18 protein-coding genes are annotated in these 15,489 nt (G+C 70.0%); 14 read left to right on the top strand and 4 right to left on the bottom strand.

Features of this window, described 5'->3' with window-relative positions; all coding sequences use genetic code 11:
* Positions 1-2: 2 nt before the first annotated feature.
* From folE to QAD21_RS19555, 7 genes are all read left to right on the top strand, one after another.
* Complete coding sequence (gene folE / locus QAD21_RS19585; protein WP_058249891.1) at positions 3-614, top strand: GTP cyclohydrolase I FolE; 612 nt, start codon at positions 3-5, stop codon at positions 612-614.
* 50 nt (positions 615-664) lie between these two features.
* A complete protein-coding gene (folP, locus tag QAD21_RS19580; protein WP_280361804.1) occupies positions 665-1,519 on the top strand; it encodes a dihydropteroate synthase in 855 nt (284 codons plus the stop codon).
* Complete coding sequence (folB, locus tag QAD21_RS19575) at positions 1,512-1,883, top strand: dihydroneopterin aldolase (protein WP_205333815.1); 372 nt, start codon at positions 1,512-1,514, stop codon at positions 1,881-1,883. The genes folP and folB overlap by 8 nt, the downstream gene beginning before the upstream one ends.
* Positions 1,880-2,398 carry a 2-amino-4-hydroxy-6-hydroxymethyldihydropteridine diphosphokinase gene (gene folK, locus QAD21_RS19570; protein ID WP_137809945.1) on the top strand — a complete coding sequence of 173 codons (519 nt, stop codon included), beginning with the start codon at positions 1,880-1,882 and terminating at the stop codon, positions 2,396-2,398. The genes folB and folK overlap by 4 nt, the downstream gene beginning before the upstream one ends.
* Positions 2,395-2,910 (top strand): DUF3180 domain-containing protein, encoded by a 516-nt coding sequence (locus QAD21_RS19565; RefSeq protein WP_068971963.1) that lies wholly within the window; start codon positions 2,395-2,397, stop codon positions 2,908-2,910. Before folK ends, QAD21_RS19565 begins: the two co-directional genes overlap by 4 nt.
* Before the next feature lie 115 nt (positions 2,911-3,025).
* A complete protein-coding gene (locus tag QAD21_RS19560; RefSeq protein ID WP_280360117.1) occupies positions 3,026-4,378 on the top strand; it encodes a DUF6779 domain-containing protein in 1,353 nt (450 codons plus the stop codon).
* A gap of 124 nt (positions 4,379-4,502) precedes the next feature.
* On the top strand, positions 4,503-5,288 hold the full coding sequence (locus QAD21_RS19555; protein WP_065629602.1) for a hypothetical protein: 786 nt from the start codon (positions 4,503-4,505) through the stop codon (positions 5,286-5,288).
* A gap of 26 nt (positions 5,289-5,314) precedes the next feature.
* On the opposite strand, the gene QAD21_RS19550 is transcribed toward QAD21_RS19555, so the two are convergent.
* The gene (locus QAD21_RS19550) at positions 5,315-6,724 is read right to left on the bottom strand and encodes a serine/threonine-protein kinase (RefSeq protein ID WP_137809942.1); all 1,410 of its coding nucleotides are present in this window, start codon (positions 6,722-6,724) and stop codon (positions 5,315-5,317) included.
* Positions 6,725-7,036: 312 nt separating this feature from the next.
* Here QAD21_RS19550 and QAD21_RS19545 point away from each other — a divergent pair, with 312 nt between their 5' ends.
* From QAD21_RS19545 to QAD21_RS19530, 4 genes are read left to right on the top strand one after another with little or no spacing between them, the layout of a single operon-like run.
* Positions 7,037-8,071, top strand: a complete 1,035-nt coding sequence (locus QAD21_RS19545) for a DUF2520 domain-containing protein (protein WP_280360114.1) — start codon at positions 7,037-7,039, stop codon at positions 8,069-8,071.
* 20 nt (positions 8,072-8,091) lie between these two features.
* Entirely contained in the window at positions 8,092-9,039 is a 948-nt protein-coding gene (gene panC / locus QAD21_RS19540; RefSeq protein WP_137809940.1) for a pantoate--beta-alanine ligase, read from the top strand.
* A gap of 2 nt (positions 9,040-9,041) precedes the next feature.
* Positions 9,042-9,482 carry an aspartate 1-decarboxylase gene (gene panD, locus QAD21_RS19535; protein ID WP_065629606.1) on the top strand — a complete coding sequence of 147 codons (441 nt, stop codon included), beginning with the start codon at positions 9,042-9,044 and terminating at the stop codon, positions 9,480-9,482.
* A 17-nt stretch (positions 9,483-9,499) separates the two neighbouring features.
* On the top strand, positions 9,500-10,303 hold the full coding sequence (locus tag QAD21_RS19530; RefSeq protein WP_137809939.1) for a type III pantothenate kinase: 804 nt from the start codon (positions 9,500-9,502) through the stop codon (positions 10,301-10,303).
* Positions 10,304-10,342: 39 nt separating this feature from the next.
* Here QAD21_RS19530 and QAD21_RS19525 read toward each other — a convergent pair whose 3' ends face one another.
* Positions 10,343-10,930 (bottom strand): TetR/AcrR family transcriptional regulator, encoded by a 588-nt coding sequence (locus QAD21_RS19525; protein WP_137809938.1) that lies wholly within the window; start codon positions 10,928-10,930, stop codon positions 10,343-10,345.
* Positions 10,931-10,969: 39 nt separating this feature from the next.
* Positions 10,970-11,905, bottom strand: coding sequence for a hypothetical protein (locus tag QAD21_RS19520; protein WP_171011629.1), 936 nt, complete (start codon positions 11,903-11,905; stop codon positions 10,970-10,972).
* 240 nt (positions 11,906-12,145) lie between these two features.
* Between QAD21_RS19520 and QAD21_RS19515 the strand changes: the two genes are divergently transcribed.
* Complete coding sequence (locus QAD21_RS19515) at positions 12,146-13,111, top strand: alpha/beta hydrolase (protein ID WP_137809937.1); 966 nt, start codon at positions 12,146-12,148, stop codon at positions 13,109-13,111.
* A gap of 12 nt (positions 13,112-13,123) precedes the next feature.
* On the opposite strand, the gene QAD21_RS19510 is transcribed toward QAD21_RS19515, so the two are convergent.
* Complete coding sequence (locus QAD21_RS19510) at positions 13,124-13,627, bottom strand: TetR/AcrR family transcriptional regulator (RefSeq protein WP_137809936.1); 504 nt, start codon at positions 13,625-13,627, stop codon at positions 13,124-13,126.
* 48 nt (positions 13,628-13,675) lie between these two features.
* On the opposite strand from QAD21_RS19510, the gene QAD21_RS19505 reads away from it, so the two are divergent.
* Both QAD21_RS19505 and QAD21_RS19500 read left to right on the top strand, forming a co-directional pair.
* Complete coding sequence (locus tag QAD21_RS19505; protein WP_137809935.1) at positions 13,676-14,818, top strand: FAD-dependent oxidoreductase; 1,143 nt, start codon at positions 13,676-13,678, stop codon at positions 14,816-14,818.
* A gap of 175 nt (positions 14,819-14,993) precedes the next feature.
* Positions 14,994-15,476 carry a rhodanese-like domain-containing protein gene (locus tag QAD21_RS19500; RefSeq protein WP_226513987.1) on the top strand — a complete coding sequence of 161 codons (483 nt, stop codon included), beginning with the start codon at positions 14,994-14,996 and terminating at the stop codon, positions 15,474-15,476.
* Positions 15,477-15,489: the final 13 nt, after the last annotated feature.

The raw sequence follows: 15,489 nt of genomic DNA, 5'->3' as shown, positions 1-15,489 counted from the left end.
GGATGAGTATCAGCGAGCGGCGGGACGCCGTACTCGAGGGACCCCGGTCCGACTTCGACCAGGCACGCGCCGAAGCCGCGGTCCGCGAGTTGCTGCTCGCCGTCGGCGAGGACCCGGATCGGGAGGGTCTGATCCGGACGCCCACGCGGGTGGCGAATGCCTACCGGGAGATGTTCGCCGGTCTGTATACCGAGCCCGACGAGGTCCTCGCCACGACGTTCGACGAGGACCACGACGAGCTGGTGCTGGTGAAGGACATCCCGATGTACTCCACCTGCGAGCATCACCTGGTGTCGTTCCACGGTGTCGCCCACGTCGGCTACATCCCTGGCACCTCAGGCCGGGTGACCGGGCTGTCCAAGTTGGCGCGCCTGGTCGACCTGTACGCGAAGCGTCCGCAGGTCCAGGAGCGGCTCACCAGCCAGATCGCCGACGCGATGATGCGCAGACTCGAGCCCCGCGGGGTGATCGTGGTGATCGAGGCCGAGCACCTGTGCATGGCCATGCGCGGTATCCGCAAACCCGGCGCGACGACCACCACGTCGGCGGTGCGCGGCATCTTCAAGACCAGTGCGGTGTCCCGCGGCGAAGCCCTCGACCTGATCACCCGGTGACGCAGGCGCACGCAGTCCCCGCCGGCGGCGGTGTGCACCGGACTCTCGTGATGGGCGTCCTCAACGTCACCGCCGACTCCTTCTCCGACGGCGGCCGCTACCTCGACGCCGATGCGGCCATCGCGCACGGGCTCGAACTCATCGAGCAGGGTGCCGACCTCATCGACGTCGGTGGCGAATCGACCCGGCCCGGCGCGGTCCGGGTCGACCCCGGTCTCGAGGCGGAGCGCGTGGTCTCGGTGATCGGCGAACTCGCCGCGCGCGGGGTGACCGTGTCGGTCGACACGATGCGCGCCCCGGTCGCGGCCGCCGCGATCCGGGCCGGCGCCGCGATCGTCAATGACGTGTCCGGCGGGCGTGCCGACGCCGACATGGCGCGGGTCGTCGCGGACGCGGGATTGCCGTGGATCCTGATGCACTGGCGCCCGGCCGGGGACAGCACGGACCGGCGGTTCACGCACCGCAGTGGAGACGTCGACGGGTACCGGGACGTGGTCGCCGAGGTGAGTGGGGAACTGCTGGCCCAGGTCGACGCGGCGGTGTCGGCCGGCGTCGACGCCGACCGCCTCATCCTGGATCCGGGGCTGGGCTTCGCCAAGACCGCCGAGCACAACTGGGCCCTGCTCAACGCACTGCCCACCATCACCGATCTCGGCTTCCCGGTGCTGGTCGGAGCCTCCCGCAAACGCTTCCTCGGGGCGCTGCTGCGTCGCGACGGTGCGGACCGGCCGCCCGCCGGACGCGATGTCGCCACCGCGTCGGTCTCGGCGCTGTCCGCCGCCGCGGGCGCATGGGGGGTGCGCGTCCACGACGTCGCGAGCAGTCGCGACGCGGTCGCGGTCGCGGCGGCCTGGCGCACCGGCGGTTCCCGAACCTCGTCCTCGGTAGGAGACACGAATGGCTGACCGGATCGAACTGCGCGGCCTCAAGGTCCGCGGCAATCACGGTGTGTTCGACCATGAACGGGCCGACGGCCAGGACTTCTACATCGACGTCGTGCTCTGGCTGGACCTACGGGCCGCCGGCGAGTCCGACGACCTCGCCGACACCGTCGACTACGGCGCGCTCGCGCAGCAGGTCGCCGGCATCGTCGGGGGCGAACCGCGCAACCTCATCGAGAAGGTGGGGGCCGAGGTCGCGGAGTCGATCATGACCGACGAGCGCATCGATGCCTGCGAGGTGACCGTGCACAAGCCATCGGCGCCGATCCCACTGACCTTCGACGACGTCGCGGTGGTGACCAGACGTTCCCGCAAGGGGACGCGATGAGCCGCGCGGTGCTCTCGGCCGGTTCCAACATCGGTGACCCGACCGCGCACCTGCGTTCGGTCGTCGAGGCTTTCGCCGACGACCTGGTCGCGGTGTCCGCGGTCTATTCGACGCCGCCGTGGGGCGGGGTCGAGCAGGAGGACTTCCGCAACATCACGCTCGTCGTCGACGGCCCGCACGATGCGCGCGGATGGCTCGAGCGCGGATTCGAACTCGAGCGGGCGGCCGAACGGACGCGCGAGATCCGCTGGGGGCCGAGAACTCTCGACGTCGACGTGATCACCGTGTCCGAGTCCGGCCAGGTCGTCCTGTCCGGGGACCCGGACCTGACACTGCCCCATCCCCGTGCCGCGCAACGGGCTTTCGTCCTCGTCCCGTGGCTCGAGATCGAACCCGATGCCACCCTCTGGACCCCGGACGGTACGCGCGCGGTGTCCGATCTCGTGGCCGGGCTCGACGCCGCAGAGCGGGACGCGGTGCGTCCGGTCGGCCGCCTGACCGGGGTCGACTCGTGACCGCGCCGGATCCGCGCCGGCCGGATCAGGACGACGAGGAAACCGGTCTCGGTCCCACCCGGGTCCGCGATCTCGCCGTCATCGCAGCGGTCACGGCGATCGTCGCGTGGATCCTGGTGCGGTACAACTACTCCGATTTCCCGCCGCTGCCGTTGCTCGCCGGTGTGGTGCTGTATGTGCTTGCCGCACTCGAGATCGTCATCGCCTTCGTCGTCCGTTCCCGGGTCGATTCGCGGGATGTCGGTCGCGCGCGGGGACAACTCCATCCACTCACGGCCGCGCGAGTGCTGGCCCTGGCCAAGGCTTCTGCGATCCTCGGCGCGATCGCCGTCGGGGTGTGGCTGGGTCTGCTGGCCTTCCTGCTCGGCCAACACGATCTGGCCGCTGCCGACCACGACCGGCCGGGCGCGATCGTCGGACTGATCGGCGGGGTGGTCCTCGTCGGTGCCGCGCTGTGGCTCGAGTACTGCTGCCGAGCACCCGACGATCCGTCCGCCGTCGGCGGTCCGTGAGGGTCGGGGCGAGTGTCGGACGCCCCGCCCACTCGTCGCCTAACATGTCGACTATCGGAGAAACTCCGCACCCGCCTGCGGTCCGAATGCACTCACAGCGGGTAAATTCACGATCATGACGACCTCGAACGGCCGTGCCGCCGACTCGCGCCGCTCGAGTCGGTCGACGGCTCAGTGGTTGCTCGGCCTCTTGATCGTGCTCGCATTGATCGCCAGCATCCTGATGGTCTTCACCGACAGGCTGTCGATCACCGGCTCGCTGGCAGTCATCGCGGCGTTGTGGGCGGCCGTCATCGGCGCGATCCTGGTGACGAAGTTCCGTCGACAGGCCGAGAGCGCCGAGGCGAAGAGCCGTGACCTCCGGTTGGTCTACGAACTGCAGCTGGAACGCGAGATCGCCGCGCGTCGGCAGTACGAACTCGATGTCGAGACGACCATCCGCAAAGAGGTCACCGCCGAGTCGAACGAAGAACTCTCCGAGCTCAAGGCCCAGGTGCTGGCGTTGCGTTCCAGCCTGGAGATGCTCCTCGGTGAACCGCTCCCGGATCAGCGGGTCGCCCTGTCGAGTGAGAAGATGCGCGAACTGGCCTCGGGCCTGAACGACGAATCACGCGCGGGACGTCGATCCGGCGCACCCTACGGCGGTGGCTTCTCCGGTGATATCGGTGGCGTGTCCTCCTACGGCGCCACCTACGCCGACGACGGGGTGCTCGCCGCGCGCGACTTCGCGGCGACGGCTCCGACCGCGGACGACGGCAGGCATACGGGACCGGTCGATCCCAACGAGATGACCGAGGTGATCCCGGTCGTCACCGACGATCCGATCTCGGGCCGCATCGCCACCGAGGTATCGCCCGATGAGCCCGCGGCGACGAGCGCGCCGGCCGAACCCGCTGCCGCGACGGGGACGTCCGGGAGGACGTCCGACTCAGACGTCTCCGACGCCGAGATCGTCGACACCGATCACGCCGACGGCCCGGAGGCCTCCGCAGGCGCCGAGACCTCGGGTGCGGACGGTGCGTCGACCGGCGCCGGAGAGTCCGCGTCATTGCCGTTCTCCGGGGGCTTCTACCTCGGGAACGACACCGACGCGGCGGATACCCGAGGCCCGGGATCGCAGTCGCCGGTCGCGGACGCGAATCAACCGCTCTACACCGACGACACCCCGACCGACGAATGGTCGACCCGGGCGGCGTCGGGCGAAGCACCCGAGAGCGATGAGACCCCGGGCGTCGCGGATGCTTCCGACGACGTGGAGCCCCCGCCCTTCCTCGGGTCCGCTGGACGACACGAGAATCAGCCGGGCGGTCGGCCCGCGGAGTCCTTCGGCGGTGGTCGTCGACGCCGTGCGGTTGCCGACGACGCGGAATCGGCACACTCGGCGGGGTTGCCCGTCTCCGAACTCCTGAGCCAGCTGCGGTCACAGACGGAGTCCACCGGCGGCGGACGGCGCCGACGGAACGGCTGATCCGCCCGGCCGCTTGCGACACTGCCGGGTCGCGGTCCGATGCCCCTGTCATCCGTCCGGGTGCATCTGCGGCGTTGCCGCGGATTCGCCGATACGAGTTGGACGATCGCCCTAGTATTCCCGTATGAGCGAGACGCTCGCGGGTGGGGAGTTCGGTCTCGGGCCGGGGTCCGATCCGTCGATGGCCGCGATCCGCCATACCGAGCGCGGGAACGCGGTCAAGCAGTCGCTGGTGAGCACCGCGGTGTTCTTGCCGGTCATCGCGTGGTGGCCGACGGTGTTGTGGCTCTTCACCTTCGACCCGCTCGACGGCACCCCGTTCCCCGAGTACCACGCGAACCTCCAGGCCAACGGTCCCGAGGCGAGCCTGTTGCTCATCTGGTCGCTGACGGCTCTGATGCCGCTGTACATGGTTCTCGTGCTGGGGATCTGGGCTCGTAATCCGATGCGGTCGGGGATCGCGGTGGTGATCGGCGCGGTCGGAGCACTCGGATTCTGGGGTGGTCAGGTCCCGGTCCTGGTGCGATCGGGAGACTACCCCGTGCTCACGCTCTGTTCGGAGCACATGCCCGCCTTCGTCGTGATGCTGATCGTGGCGTGGTCGGTCGCGCGTCGACGTGGATTCTGGTGGGTGCTGGCCATTCCGGTCATCATGCTGCTGGCGATCAACGCGTACGAGGGCTGGGCGTCGAACCCGGTCGACGCGATCGTCGACGGCACCGGGAGACTCCTCGACGTCCCGGCCTCGCAGGTACTGGACCCGTTCTCGCCGAGATTCCGTTCACCGTTCGACGACGTGGTCGACATCGTGGCGGGCATCCTGACCCTGTGGGTGGTCGACGCCGTATTCGGCGCGTTGTCCAGGCAGGCGCGTGAGCCGCAGCAGTCCCGGCCGGGGAGCTGGCGCTGACGAAATCCGTTGCCACGACGTCGAAGTCAGAACTGCATCGCCACGGCGCGTCCGACGGTGAACGCGATGAACCCCAGGCTCAGCACGACGCCCAAGACGCACAGCACACGGGCGAACCGCCCGGCCGAACCCGGCTGACCACGGCCGGCGAGATACCAACCGGCCACGCCGACCGGCAGGCCCAGTCCGCCGACGACGCTCAACGGGATCGCCGCCACACCGCATGCGAGCGACGCGGTGGTCCGCCGGGTCGCACCCGCGCCGGGCCGAGGTGGGTCCAGCACCGGTAGATCGCGCGAGGCGCGGACCGTCGACGACCCGGGATCATGCTGTGGGACAGCGTGTCCGGGGAGTCCGGAGTACGCCGTCGCGCCCCGTGCGATGGTGGGCCGAGGGCCGTCGTCTCCCGGTTGGGTGGCACCGGCGACCGGGATCGCAGCGGTGGGTGCGAAGGCGGTCGGGGGCAACGCCGGCGGTCGTGGTCCGGACATCGGTGGACCGAACGTCGGTGCCGCGGCGTGGCCGCGCACGGTGCGCTCCGGCCGCGGTGGCGCCGGGGCGAACACCGTCGAGTCGATCGCCGAACGGAGTTCGGCGGCAAAGGCCCCCGCCGACGACGGACGGTCCGTCCGGTTCTTTGCGAGACCGGAGCGCACCACGTCGGACACCGCCGGCGGCACGTCGGGCCGGAGGTCGGACAGCTCCGGGGGCGGGGTGCTGAGGTGGTGGTGGATCATCATGGCGGGCGTCCGTGCAGCGAACGGCACTGTGCCCGTGATCAATTCGAAGACGGTGCAGGACAGCGAGTAGACGTCGCTGCGGGCATCGAGGGTCTCGGCCGAGAGCTGCTCGGGTGACGAATAGGGGAACGAGCCGATGACGAGATCCGTCGAGGTGAGCGAGGTGGCACCACCGTCGGTCGGGCGCGCTATCCCGAAGTCCGCCAGCCGGATACGCCGGCGTGTGACGTGCTGGGGGAGTCGCGGATCGGACTCCTCGGGGCTGATCAGGATGTTCGCTGGTTTGACGTCGCGGTGGAGCAGTCCGGAGCGGTGTGCGTGATCGAGAGCGGCGCCAATCGCGTCGCCCACGGCCGCGACGTCGGCGAGCGGGAGCCCGCCGGGGCTGGTGGCGAGCAATGCCGCGGCGTCCGTGCCGGGCACGTACTGCATCGAGATCCAGAGTCGTCCGTCCACTTCGCCCCGGTCGTAGACACTGACGATGCACGGGTGGTCCAGCTGGGCGGCGAGGTCGGCCTCGCGGGTGAACCGGGCGCGGAAGATCGGATCGTTCGACACCTGCTCGGCGAGGACCTTGATCACGTCATGGCGCGGGAGCCGGGGATGGCGGACGAGGTACACCTCACCCATCCCGCCCGCACCGATCCTGCGCACGACCCGGTAACCGGCGAACTCTGTGCCCGGTTCCAAGCTCATGGGCGGGACCTTCGTGTGCGCGGGTGTGTCGATGTCGTCCGGGCCGGCAATCCTGGGCGGACTGCGGCTGTCTCAGACTACGCCGCGTCGGCGCAGGTCACCGGTGGTTCGGTGGATCGGTCGGCACGACCGGCGGATCAACCGGGCGCCCTCGAGGTGACACCTGTCACAGACGTTGGCACCGGTCGCGGTGTCGGACCTACTCTTGCTCTGCAACGTCTGGTACCCGTGCCGACGCCGCCGCGATGACTCCGCTCATCCGACGGACGTCTCGGCAGAGGCGGGACTGGAACGACACTCTGGAGGACAGCGGTGACCTCACCGAGCGGTGATGCCGGTATGCCATCGGCACGGCGAACCGGTGGCGATGACGCCTTCGTCGATGGCTCGCACCTCCGTTCCGGTCTCACCGACCAGTTTCCCGGCATGACGAATCTGCCGACGCCCGCTCGCCTCACCGTCGGCCTCGTGTCCGCCGGCCGCGTCGGGACCGCTCTGGGCGAGGCGCTCGAGAAGGCCGGGCATGTGGTCGGAGCCGTGGTGGCGCGGTCGCCCGAGTCCCGGGCCCGCGCGGGGAGTCGACTCCCCGATTCCGAGGTCCTCGACCTCGACGCGGTCGTCGCGCGATCCGAGTTGCTGCTGGTCAGCGTGCCCGACTCCGAGCTCGCCGCCGTGGTCGACGAGATCGCGGCGTCCGACTCGCTCCGTCCGGGGACGATCGTCGCGCACACCGCGGGCGCGCACGGGGTGGCCGTGCTGCAACCGCTGACCGACCGCGGTGCACTCGGGATCGCACTGCATCCGGCGATGACGTTCGTGGGTTCGGAGGACGACACCGCGCGCCTCACCAACGCCTGTTTCGCCATCACCGCCGTCGATGCGGTCGGCGAGGCCATCGCGTCGTCGCTGGTGCTGGAGATGGGCGGTGACCCGGTCCGGATCGCCGAAGCCGATCGCACGCTCTACCACGCCGCACTGGCCCACGGCGCCAACCACCTGATCGCCCTGATCTCCGACGCGGTCCTCGCTCTCAACGCCGCCATCGACCACTCCGGCCGCGACACCGCGACCGTCGACGGACACGGTAACCGCCTCGCCGAACGCATCCTCGGGCCGTTGGCCGCGGCGTCGCTGCGGAACGTGCTGGAACTCGGCCCGTCGGCGCTGACCGGGCCCGTCGCCCGCGGTGACGCGCCCGCGGTCGCCCGACACCTGGCGGCGTTGCGCACCGTCCCCGCCGGCCCGGGACCGCACGGCATCGCCGAGGCGTACCGCACACTCGCCCGGCGCGCCGCGGATCACAGCCACGCACCGCAGGCGTTGATCGACGCATTGGAGGACCGATGACATCAAGCGGAGGAGACGGCGTGAGCGGCCCGTCCGACGCACAGCCCACCTACTCGGCCGGCAAGATGACCGTGCATCGAGAGCCGTCGTCGCTGAGCCGCGTCACCCGTGCGCTGCGGGCCGCGGGCAAACGTGTCGTGCTCGTCCCGACCATGGGTGCCCTGCACGCCGGCCATCTGCAGCTCGTCCGGGCCGCCAAGGCGAAGGGCAACACCGTGGTGGTGGTGTCCATCTTCGTCAACCCGTTGCAGTTCGGCGCCGGCGAGGACCTCGACGCCTACCCGCGCACCCTCGACGCCGACCTCGCGCTCCTCGAGCCGCTGGGCGTCGAGCTGGTGTTCGCGCCGTCCGCGTCGTCGATGTACCCGAACGGCCCGCGGACGACGGTGCACCCGGGCGAGGCGGGCCGAATCCTCGACGGGATCTCGCGGCCGACACACTTCGCCGGAATGCTGACGGTGGTCCTCAAGCTGCTCAACATCGTCGGACCCAATGCGGCGTTCTTCGGTGAGAAGGACTATCAGCAGCTGGTGCTCATCAAGCAGATGGTGACCGACCTGAACCTCGACGTCGACATCGTCGGCGTCCCGACCGTCCGCGAGTCCGACGGGCTGGCGATGTCGTCACGCAACCGCTATCTCACCCCGGAGCAGCGGGAGCTGGCGACGACGCTCTCGGCGTCGCTCGTCGCGGGGGCCCATGCGGCCGAAGGCGGACGCGATGCCATTCTCGCCGCCGCACGGTCGGTGCTCGCCACGGTCCCGGAGATCGAGGTCGACTACCTGGACCTGCGCGGGCGTCAGCTCGAGGAACCACCGGAGAAGGGCGCGGGACGGCTGCTCGTCGCGGCCCGGCTCGGCGGCGCTCGCCTGATCGACAACGTCGGCGTGACCGTCGGCGGCGTCGCCGCGCTCGAAGAAGAAATCGCCTGGACCAATGCCACCACAACCACGACAGAGGGACGATGACCATGTTGCGCACCATGATGACCTCGAAGATCCACCGCGCCACCGTGACCCAGGCCGACCTGCACTACGTCGGCTCGGTGACCATCGACTCCGATCTGCTCGACGCCGCGGGCCTGCTCGAGGGTGAGCAGGTCACGATCGTCGACATCGACAACGGCGCCCGGCTGGTGACCTACGCGATCGCCGGCGAGCGCGGCAGTGGTGTCATCGGGATCAACGGTGCGGCTGCGCATCTCGTCCACCCGGGCGATCTCGTCATCATCATCGCCTACAGCATGCTCGATGCGGCCGAGCTGCGTGAGTACTCGCCGAACGTGGTGTTCGTCGACGCGCAGAACCGCATCGTGACCACGGGCGACGATCCGGCCGACGTACCCGCGGGGTCGGGCCTGCTCGACCCGCGTCACCTCGACGGTCCGATCTTCGCCGACGCCTCGCTCTGACGCGGCGACGACCTTCGATGCTGCTCACCGTCGACGTCGGCAACACCAACATCCATCTCGGCGTGTACGCCGGGGTCGGGGATCACGCGCGCCTGGTGCGTGATTGGCGAATCCACACCGACCCGCATTACACCGCCGACGAACTGGCGTGGGCGTTCCGCGGCATGCTCGGCGACGACATAGAGCAGGTGACCGGGGTGAGTGCGCTGTCGACGGTTCCGTCGCTCCTGCGCGAACTGCGCGTGATGGTGCCGCGCTACTTCGGCAACGGGCCGCACGTGCTGCTCGAACCCGGTGTGCGGACCGGGGTTCCCCTCCTGGTCGACAACCCGAAAGAGGTCGGCACCGACCGGGTCGCCAATTGCCTTGCCGCGCACACGGAATTCGGCGGACCCTGCATCGTGGTCGCGTTCGGTACCGCAACGGTCGTCGACGCTGTCTCCGCGACGGGCGAGTTCCTCGGCGGGGCCATCGCACCGGGCGTCAACCTCGCGGTCGAGGCGCTGTCGGAGCACACCGTGACCATGCGGAAGGTCGAGTTGATGCCGCCTCGCAGCGTGCTCGGCAAGAACACCGTCGAAGCGCTCCAGTCGGGCATCCTGTACGGCTTCGCCGGTCAGGTGGACGGGTTGGTCGACCGCGTCTGCGACACCGTCCCGGGATTCGACGGCGACGACGTGACGGTGGTCGCCACCGGGTTTCTCGCGCCGCTGATGTTCGACGAATGTCGTTCCCTCACCGATCATCACCCGCACCTGACCCTGGATGGCCTGCGCCTGGTCCACGAACGGGCCAAGGCGAGTCCGCGTCGCGGGAAGTAGATCTCGGCGAACCGAACGGCGGCACTGGGATTCGGCGTGTCATCGGTGCGCGCGGAGTGCCGCCTCGGTGTAGGCCGTGATGCGGTCGGTCAGTTCGCCGGCGGTCAGGTCGGTGCCGGCCAGCTGGTGGATCTGGGCGTCGACAGCGGCGAAGGCGAGCCGTAGGTCGGCGGCCGCGGACTGCGCCGTCCAGCCGTCGGCGACGAGATGAGCGCTCAACCGGTCGATCAGCGAATCGATCAGGGTTGTGTACTCCGTGGCCAGGCGTGTCGGGTCGGCCAGTTCGCGCAGCCGCCCATGGGCGCGGCCGTGTGTCGAGTTCTCGCGGACCGCGACCTCGATCACCGCATGAAGCACCTCCGGCCACGGGCACGAACCGGGCGGGTGGTCGTCGAGAACGGCCGTCATCGCCCCGGCGGCCGCGTCGAGATGGCGGAGCGCCAGTTCGTCGAAGATCGCCTGCTTGTCGTCGAAGTACTGATAGATCGAGCCCACCGACACCCCGGCCTTCTCGGCGATGCGGTTGGTCGTCATCTCCGCGCCCTCGGTGTCGAGAAGCTGGGTGGCCGCCTCGAGAATCGTGTCGACGGTGAACGAAGAGCGTTGTTGCCGTGGCTTTTTGCGCATCTTCTCGGTTCCTCGCGTTCGCGCGGCGGAGGAGTGGACTCACCGACCGATCGAGAGGGTCAGCAGGGCCCCCGATTCGGTTCCGGCCACGAGGCGACCGGCCGAACCGGGTACCGCTGCGAGGGCGGTCACCGGGTGCCCGACGTTCGCGGTGCAGATCCGAGCGGAATCGAGGTCCACGAGGTGGACCTGGCCGGTGGTCGACGACACGGCGAGCCGCCCGGGGGCCACCTCGGTGAGATCGTCGAGCACACCCGGCAGGGGTGCGGCGAGATCGGCCGCCACCGAGTATGCGGCGGGATCGTCGAGCGGGACGCGCAGCACGCGGCCCGTCGCGCTGACGGTCAGCGTGACGTAGAGATCCCGACCGACGATCACGGCGCCGTTGACCCCGGTTCCGTTGACCGTGGCACTCGGACTCAGATTCTTCGGCGCCGCGGCCGACCAGGCGCGATCGATGGAACCGTCCGGGCGGATCCGGACGACCCCGAGCCGCCCGTCGGAAACGTACACGTCGCCGGTGCGGTCCACGGCCAGCCCGTTCGGCATGCCGAGTCCGCGTGCGAAGACGGTCGCCGGCGTAGAGGGCGTGCGCGGGTCGATCCGCAGCACCTCGCCGACCAGCGGGGACCCCGGCAGCATGTTGACCGGCGAGTCGCCCGAGGCGATGTAGAGGAGACCGTCCGGGCCTCGGCGAACGGCGCCGGGTGACTCGACGCGGACGCGCGCCGTGACCCGGCCCTGCTGGTCACGTCTCTCGACGACGTTCTCGAGAATCCGCGACACCCACAGGTTCCCGGCTGCGTCATAGCCGACGTTCTCCGACCATCCGGTCGGCGTCGGCGACGGAACGACCTCCGTCACCATCACGTGGGCGCATCCGGGCGCCGCCGCGGCCGTCGGCGCCTGGAGTCCGAGAACCGCCGACACCATCACCACCACCGCCACCGCACCCACTTGCGAAGACACTCGCATCGCACACCGCCTCACCGTCGGCCCACACCGTATCGCGTCGCAGTTCGTCGACGCCCGACATTCTCGCCGATGTGATGGATCGTCGGCTCCGTGCCCCTCGGCGTCGAGAAGCTGAGTGCGTGCCCCGGAGACCAGGTCGATGGTGAACGAATGCTGTTGGCGCGGTAGACGTTTCCTCATCGTCTCGACCCGGGTGGAATGCGAGTTGTCTGTCTTCCTCTGGGGTTCGACGATGGATACATGATCCGCCGATCCGGAACCCCCGAGTCCTACCTTCGGTTCCTGCCCGAGCCGTGGCGGTCCGTCGCCGCCGGGGTCGCGGCCGAATCCACCTGGTGGACCTGGCCGTCGAGTTCCGGCCGGGCGTGCGGGGAGGTCGACGTCCACATCCTGCGGGCGCGCCGGAGCGCGGCACCGCTGCGCGTGTTGCTGCTGCACGGCGGTGGCGGACACAGTGCCCTGGTCTGGCCGCTGGGCGCGATCCTCGCGGACGAGGGGTTCGAGGTCCTCGCCCCCGATCTGCCGCAGTACGGACGCACGCGGGTGGCGGATCCGGGGAGGGTCCGCTACCAGGACTGGGTCGATCTGATCTGCGATCTCGTGGTGGCCGAGACCGACGACGATCCGCGTCCGCTCGTCGTGCTGGGTGCGAGTCTCGGGGGGATGCTCGCCTACGAGGTCGCGAGCCGGACCGGACGGGTGACCGCGGTCGTCGCGACATGCCTGCTCGATCTGGCGGGCGACCCCGCTGCGCGCCGGGCGGTCGCGCGCACGCCGGCGCTCGCGCGGCTGATCCCGCTCATGCCGGTGCTCGCCCGGGTCGGTGTTCTGGCCCGCGCGCGTTTCCCGATCCGCTGGGTGGCGCCGATGTCGACGATGAGTCGCGACCCCGAACTGTCTCGGGTCTGCGTCGACGACCGTCTCGGTGCCGGATCGTCGGTCTCGCTGGGATTCCTGGCGGACCTGATGACGCACGAGGTGCCGGACCCTGAGGAGTATCGGGGTCCACGGGTGCTGCTGGTCCATCCGGCGGCCGACTCGTGGACGCCGCCGGCGGTCAGTGCGCGCTTCGCGCGGCGGATCGCGGCGCGCGCCGACATCCATCTGCTGACCGGCTGCGGGCACTTCCCGGTCGAACAGCCCGGTGTCGACGAGCTCGCGGCACACCTCCGTGCGCTGGCCGCCGATCTCATCGGGACGCAGTGACATCCGGGATCGTCAGCGGAACGCGCGCAGCAGGGGAGTGGGATCGTGGTCGGCGTCGGTGCCGTCGGAGTTCCGCAGGAGGGCGTCGAGGACGAGGCCGTCGAGCGCGGCGACCAGTTGCCGGGCCTCGGTACGGGTCAACCCGCCGTCGACGAGTCCGTCGACGTAGCGCTCCCGATGCCCGACCATCACGTGTCGCAGGTCCTCGTCGCGCGTCGCCAGGAGCATGAGCTCGTACCGCGCCCTGGTGCGGACGCGGTCGGTGCCCAACCAGCGGACGATCACCTCCTGGGTCGACTCGCCCTCCGCAGCGCGGTCGGCGCTGAACACATGCTCGACGAGAGCCGCGAGAAAACCGCTCTGACCGCCGAAATGATGCCGAACGCTCCCGTGTGGCACCCCGGACGCGTCTTCGACCGCGCGTGCCGACGCCTGCCGGCTGCCGACGGTGCCGATCAGGGTGATGCCGGTGTCAAGCAGTAGGTCACGCGTCGACCCGTTGGGTGATTTCTCCACGCGGAGAAGTTTATCTGCTAACTTCTTCTCCATGTGGAGAACAGTCTCATGAAGGTCGTCGTGGTGGGAGCCGGGATCGCCGGCCTGTGTACCGCGGTCGGACTGGCATCGACGGGTGCCCGGGTAACGGTCGTCGAGCGCGCGCCCGAGATACGCGGCGGGGGTGCGGGCCTGAGCATCTTCGCCAACGGGGTCCGTGCACTCGATGCGTTGGGTATGCGGTCGGTCCTCGGCGACGCCGCGGCGCCGACCCCGCCGGCGAGCGGAACCCGGACACCGGGCGGGCGATGGCTCAGTCGGTTCGACCCGGCGTCGCTGACCGACATGCGCGTCGTCCGCCGCACCGATCTCCACGCGGCCCTCCTCGCGGCCGCGGCCGACGTCGTGGACATCAGGACCGGTTCCGGCGTCGATGACACCATGTCCGACCGTGGTCTCATACGACTGGCCGACGGCACCGAGATCGGTGACTGCGATCTGATCGTCGGCGCCGACGGTCTGCGCAGCCGGGTGCGTGCCGCGGTCGTCGAGGACCCCGGCGCCCGGCGATGTGGCTACTCCGCGTGGCGGGCCATCACGACGACCCCGGTGTCGGTCGACGCGGCCGGCGAGACGACCGGACGTGGGGCGCGTTTCGGGATTGCGCCGCTCCCTGACGGGCATGTCTACTGGTTCGCCTCGGTGTCGGACGACGGGGATGACGCGGCGGGCGGGCTCGATGCAGTGCGGCAACGGTTTTCGGGGTGGCATCGACCGATCGGGCAGCTGCTCGACGCCACCGATCCGGCGACCGTCGGATACCTGCCGATCGAGGAGCTCGCCAAGCCGCTGCCGACGTTCGTCAGAGCGGGCCGGGGGTGCGCGAGTGTTCTCATCGGCGACGCCGCGCACGCGATGACCCCGAACCTGGGGCAAGGTGCCAACCAGGCGATGGAGGACGCGGCCACCCTGACCGCGCTGATACGTCGGCACGGCCGCGGTGACCTCGACAAGGCCTTGCGCACCTACGACCGGCTCCGACGCCCGCGGACCCAGCAGATCGCGCGGCAGGCGTCGATGATCGGCCGGGTCGGGCAACTGCGTGCCGGCCCCGCGGTCTGGGCGCGCGACCTCGCTCTGCGCATGACGCCCGACGCCGTCCTGAACGCGCAGATGCGACGCGTGCAGCGGTGGCAGCCGCCGGAAGTGTGACGACGTCGGTGTGACGACCTCGGTCGGGTGGAGGTCTGGCCGGAGGGGGCGTGCTGTGGCATACTCGTCGCCGTGATCACGAGCTGTCGGGAGTGTTGTCAGGGCTAGTACCGCGTCTGCGGCTGCCCTCCTTCGCGCTCCCCGCTCGATCTCGATCACCTGAGGACTCCCTCTCATGACCGCTTCGGTTGCTTCTTCTGTTCGTCCTTCTTCCGCCGGTACGGTGTTCGCCCCTGCTTCGGTGTTTGCCGCTGTACCCCCGACCGTCGCCCCAGCCCCGTCTGCGCCGCTGTCGTTGCGGGTCGAGGACTACGCGTCCGCCGTCGCCGCCGGTGCCACCCCCGTCGACGTCCGCTCCCACCGGCGCCGTCAGCTCGACGGCGCACTGTTCGGGGCCCTGGCCATCGACGCCGTCGAGGTCCTCGACCGGCTCACTCCGGACACCCCGGACTCGCTGCGCGTCGCCCGGCCGGAATCGAGATGGATCCTGGTCAGCGAGGACGGGCACGAGGCCGAATGGCTCGCCTGGCACCTGCAGGCGCGCGGGGTACACGGAGCGGTGTTCGTCGTCGGCGGGCACCGTCGGATGCGGTCGGCACGGGTCAACGGTCGGATTCGGCCCGACGACCTCGCCGTCATCTCCGCCCACGAGAGCTGAACCCGCCCAGCGC

Source organism: Gordonia sp. SMJS1 (assembly GCF_029866425.1).
GTDB classification, from domain to species: Bacteria; Actinomycetota; Actinomycetes; order Mycobacteriales; family Mycobacteriaceae; genus Gordonia; species Gordonia hongkongensis.
The sequence above is the reverse complement of the archived record's forward strand: the minus strand, read 5'-3'. Positions and strand labels throughout refer to the sequence as shown.

Bases quoted from the DNA above. Each gene is read 5' to 3' on its own strand.
- folB (WP_205333815.1), top strand. From the start codon at position 1,512: ATGGCTGACCGGATCGAACTGCGCGGCCTCAAGGTCCGCGGCAATCAC.
- QAD21_RS19505 (WP_137809935.1), top strand. From the start codon at position 13,676: ATGAAGGTCGTCGTGGTGGGAGCCGGGATCGCCGGCCTGTGTACCGCG.
- QAD21_RS19520 (WP_171011629.1), bottom strand. From the start codon at position 11,905: ATGCGAGTGTCTTCGCAAGTGGGTGCGGTGGCGGTGGTGGTGATGGTG.
- folE (WP_058249891.1), top strand. From the start codon at position 3: ATGAGTATCAGCGAGCGGCGGGACGCCGTACTCGAGGGACCCCGGTCC.
- QAD21_RS19500 (WP_226513987.1), top strand. From the start codon at position 14,994: ATGACCGCTTCGGTTGCTTCTTCTGTTCGTCCTTCTTCCGCCGGTACG.
- folP (WP_280361804.1), top strand. From the start codon at position 665: ATGGGCGTCCTCAACGTCACCGCCGACTCCTTCTCCGACGGCGGCCGC.
- QAD21_RS19515 (WP_137809937.1), top strand. From the start codon at position 12,146: ATGATCCGCCGATCCGGAACCCCCGAGTCCTACCTTCGGTTCCTGCCC.
- QAD21_RS19555 (WP_065629602.1), top strand. From the start codon at position 4,503: ATGAGCGAGACGCTCGCGGGTGGGGAGTTCGGTCTCGGGCCGGGGTCC.
- QAD21_RS19560 (WP_280360117.1), top strand. From the start codon at position 3,026: ATGACGACCTCGAACGGCCGTGCCGCCGACTCGCGCCGCTCGAGTCGG.
- QAD21_RS19550 (WP_137809942.1), bottom strand. From the start codon at position 6,724: ATGAGCTTGGAACCGGGCACAGAGTTCGCCGGTTACCGGGTCGTGCGC.
- folK (WP_137809945.1), top strand. From the start codon at position 1,880: ATGAGCCGCGCGGTGCTCTCGGCCGGTTCCAACATCGGTGACCCGACC.
- panD (WP_065629606.1), top strand. From the start codon at position 9,042: ATGTTGCGCACCATGATGACCTCGAAGATCCACCGCGCCACCGTGACC.
- QAD21_RS19530 (WP_137809939.1), top strand. From the start codon at position 9,500: ATGCTGCTCACCGTCGACGTCGGCAACACCAACATCCATCTCGGCGTG.
- QAD21_RS19525 (WP_137809938.1), bottom strand. From the start codon at position 10,930: ATGCGCAAAAAGCCACGGCAACAACGCTCTTCGTTCACCGTCGACACG.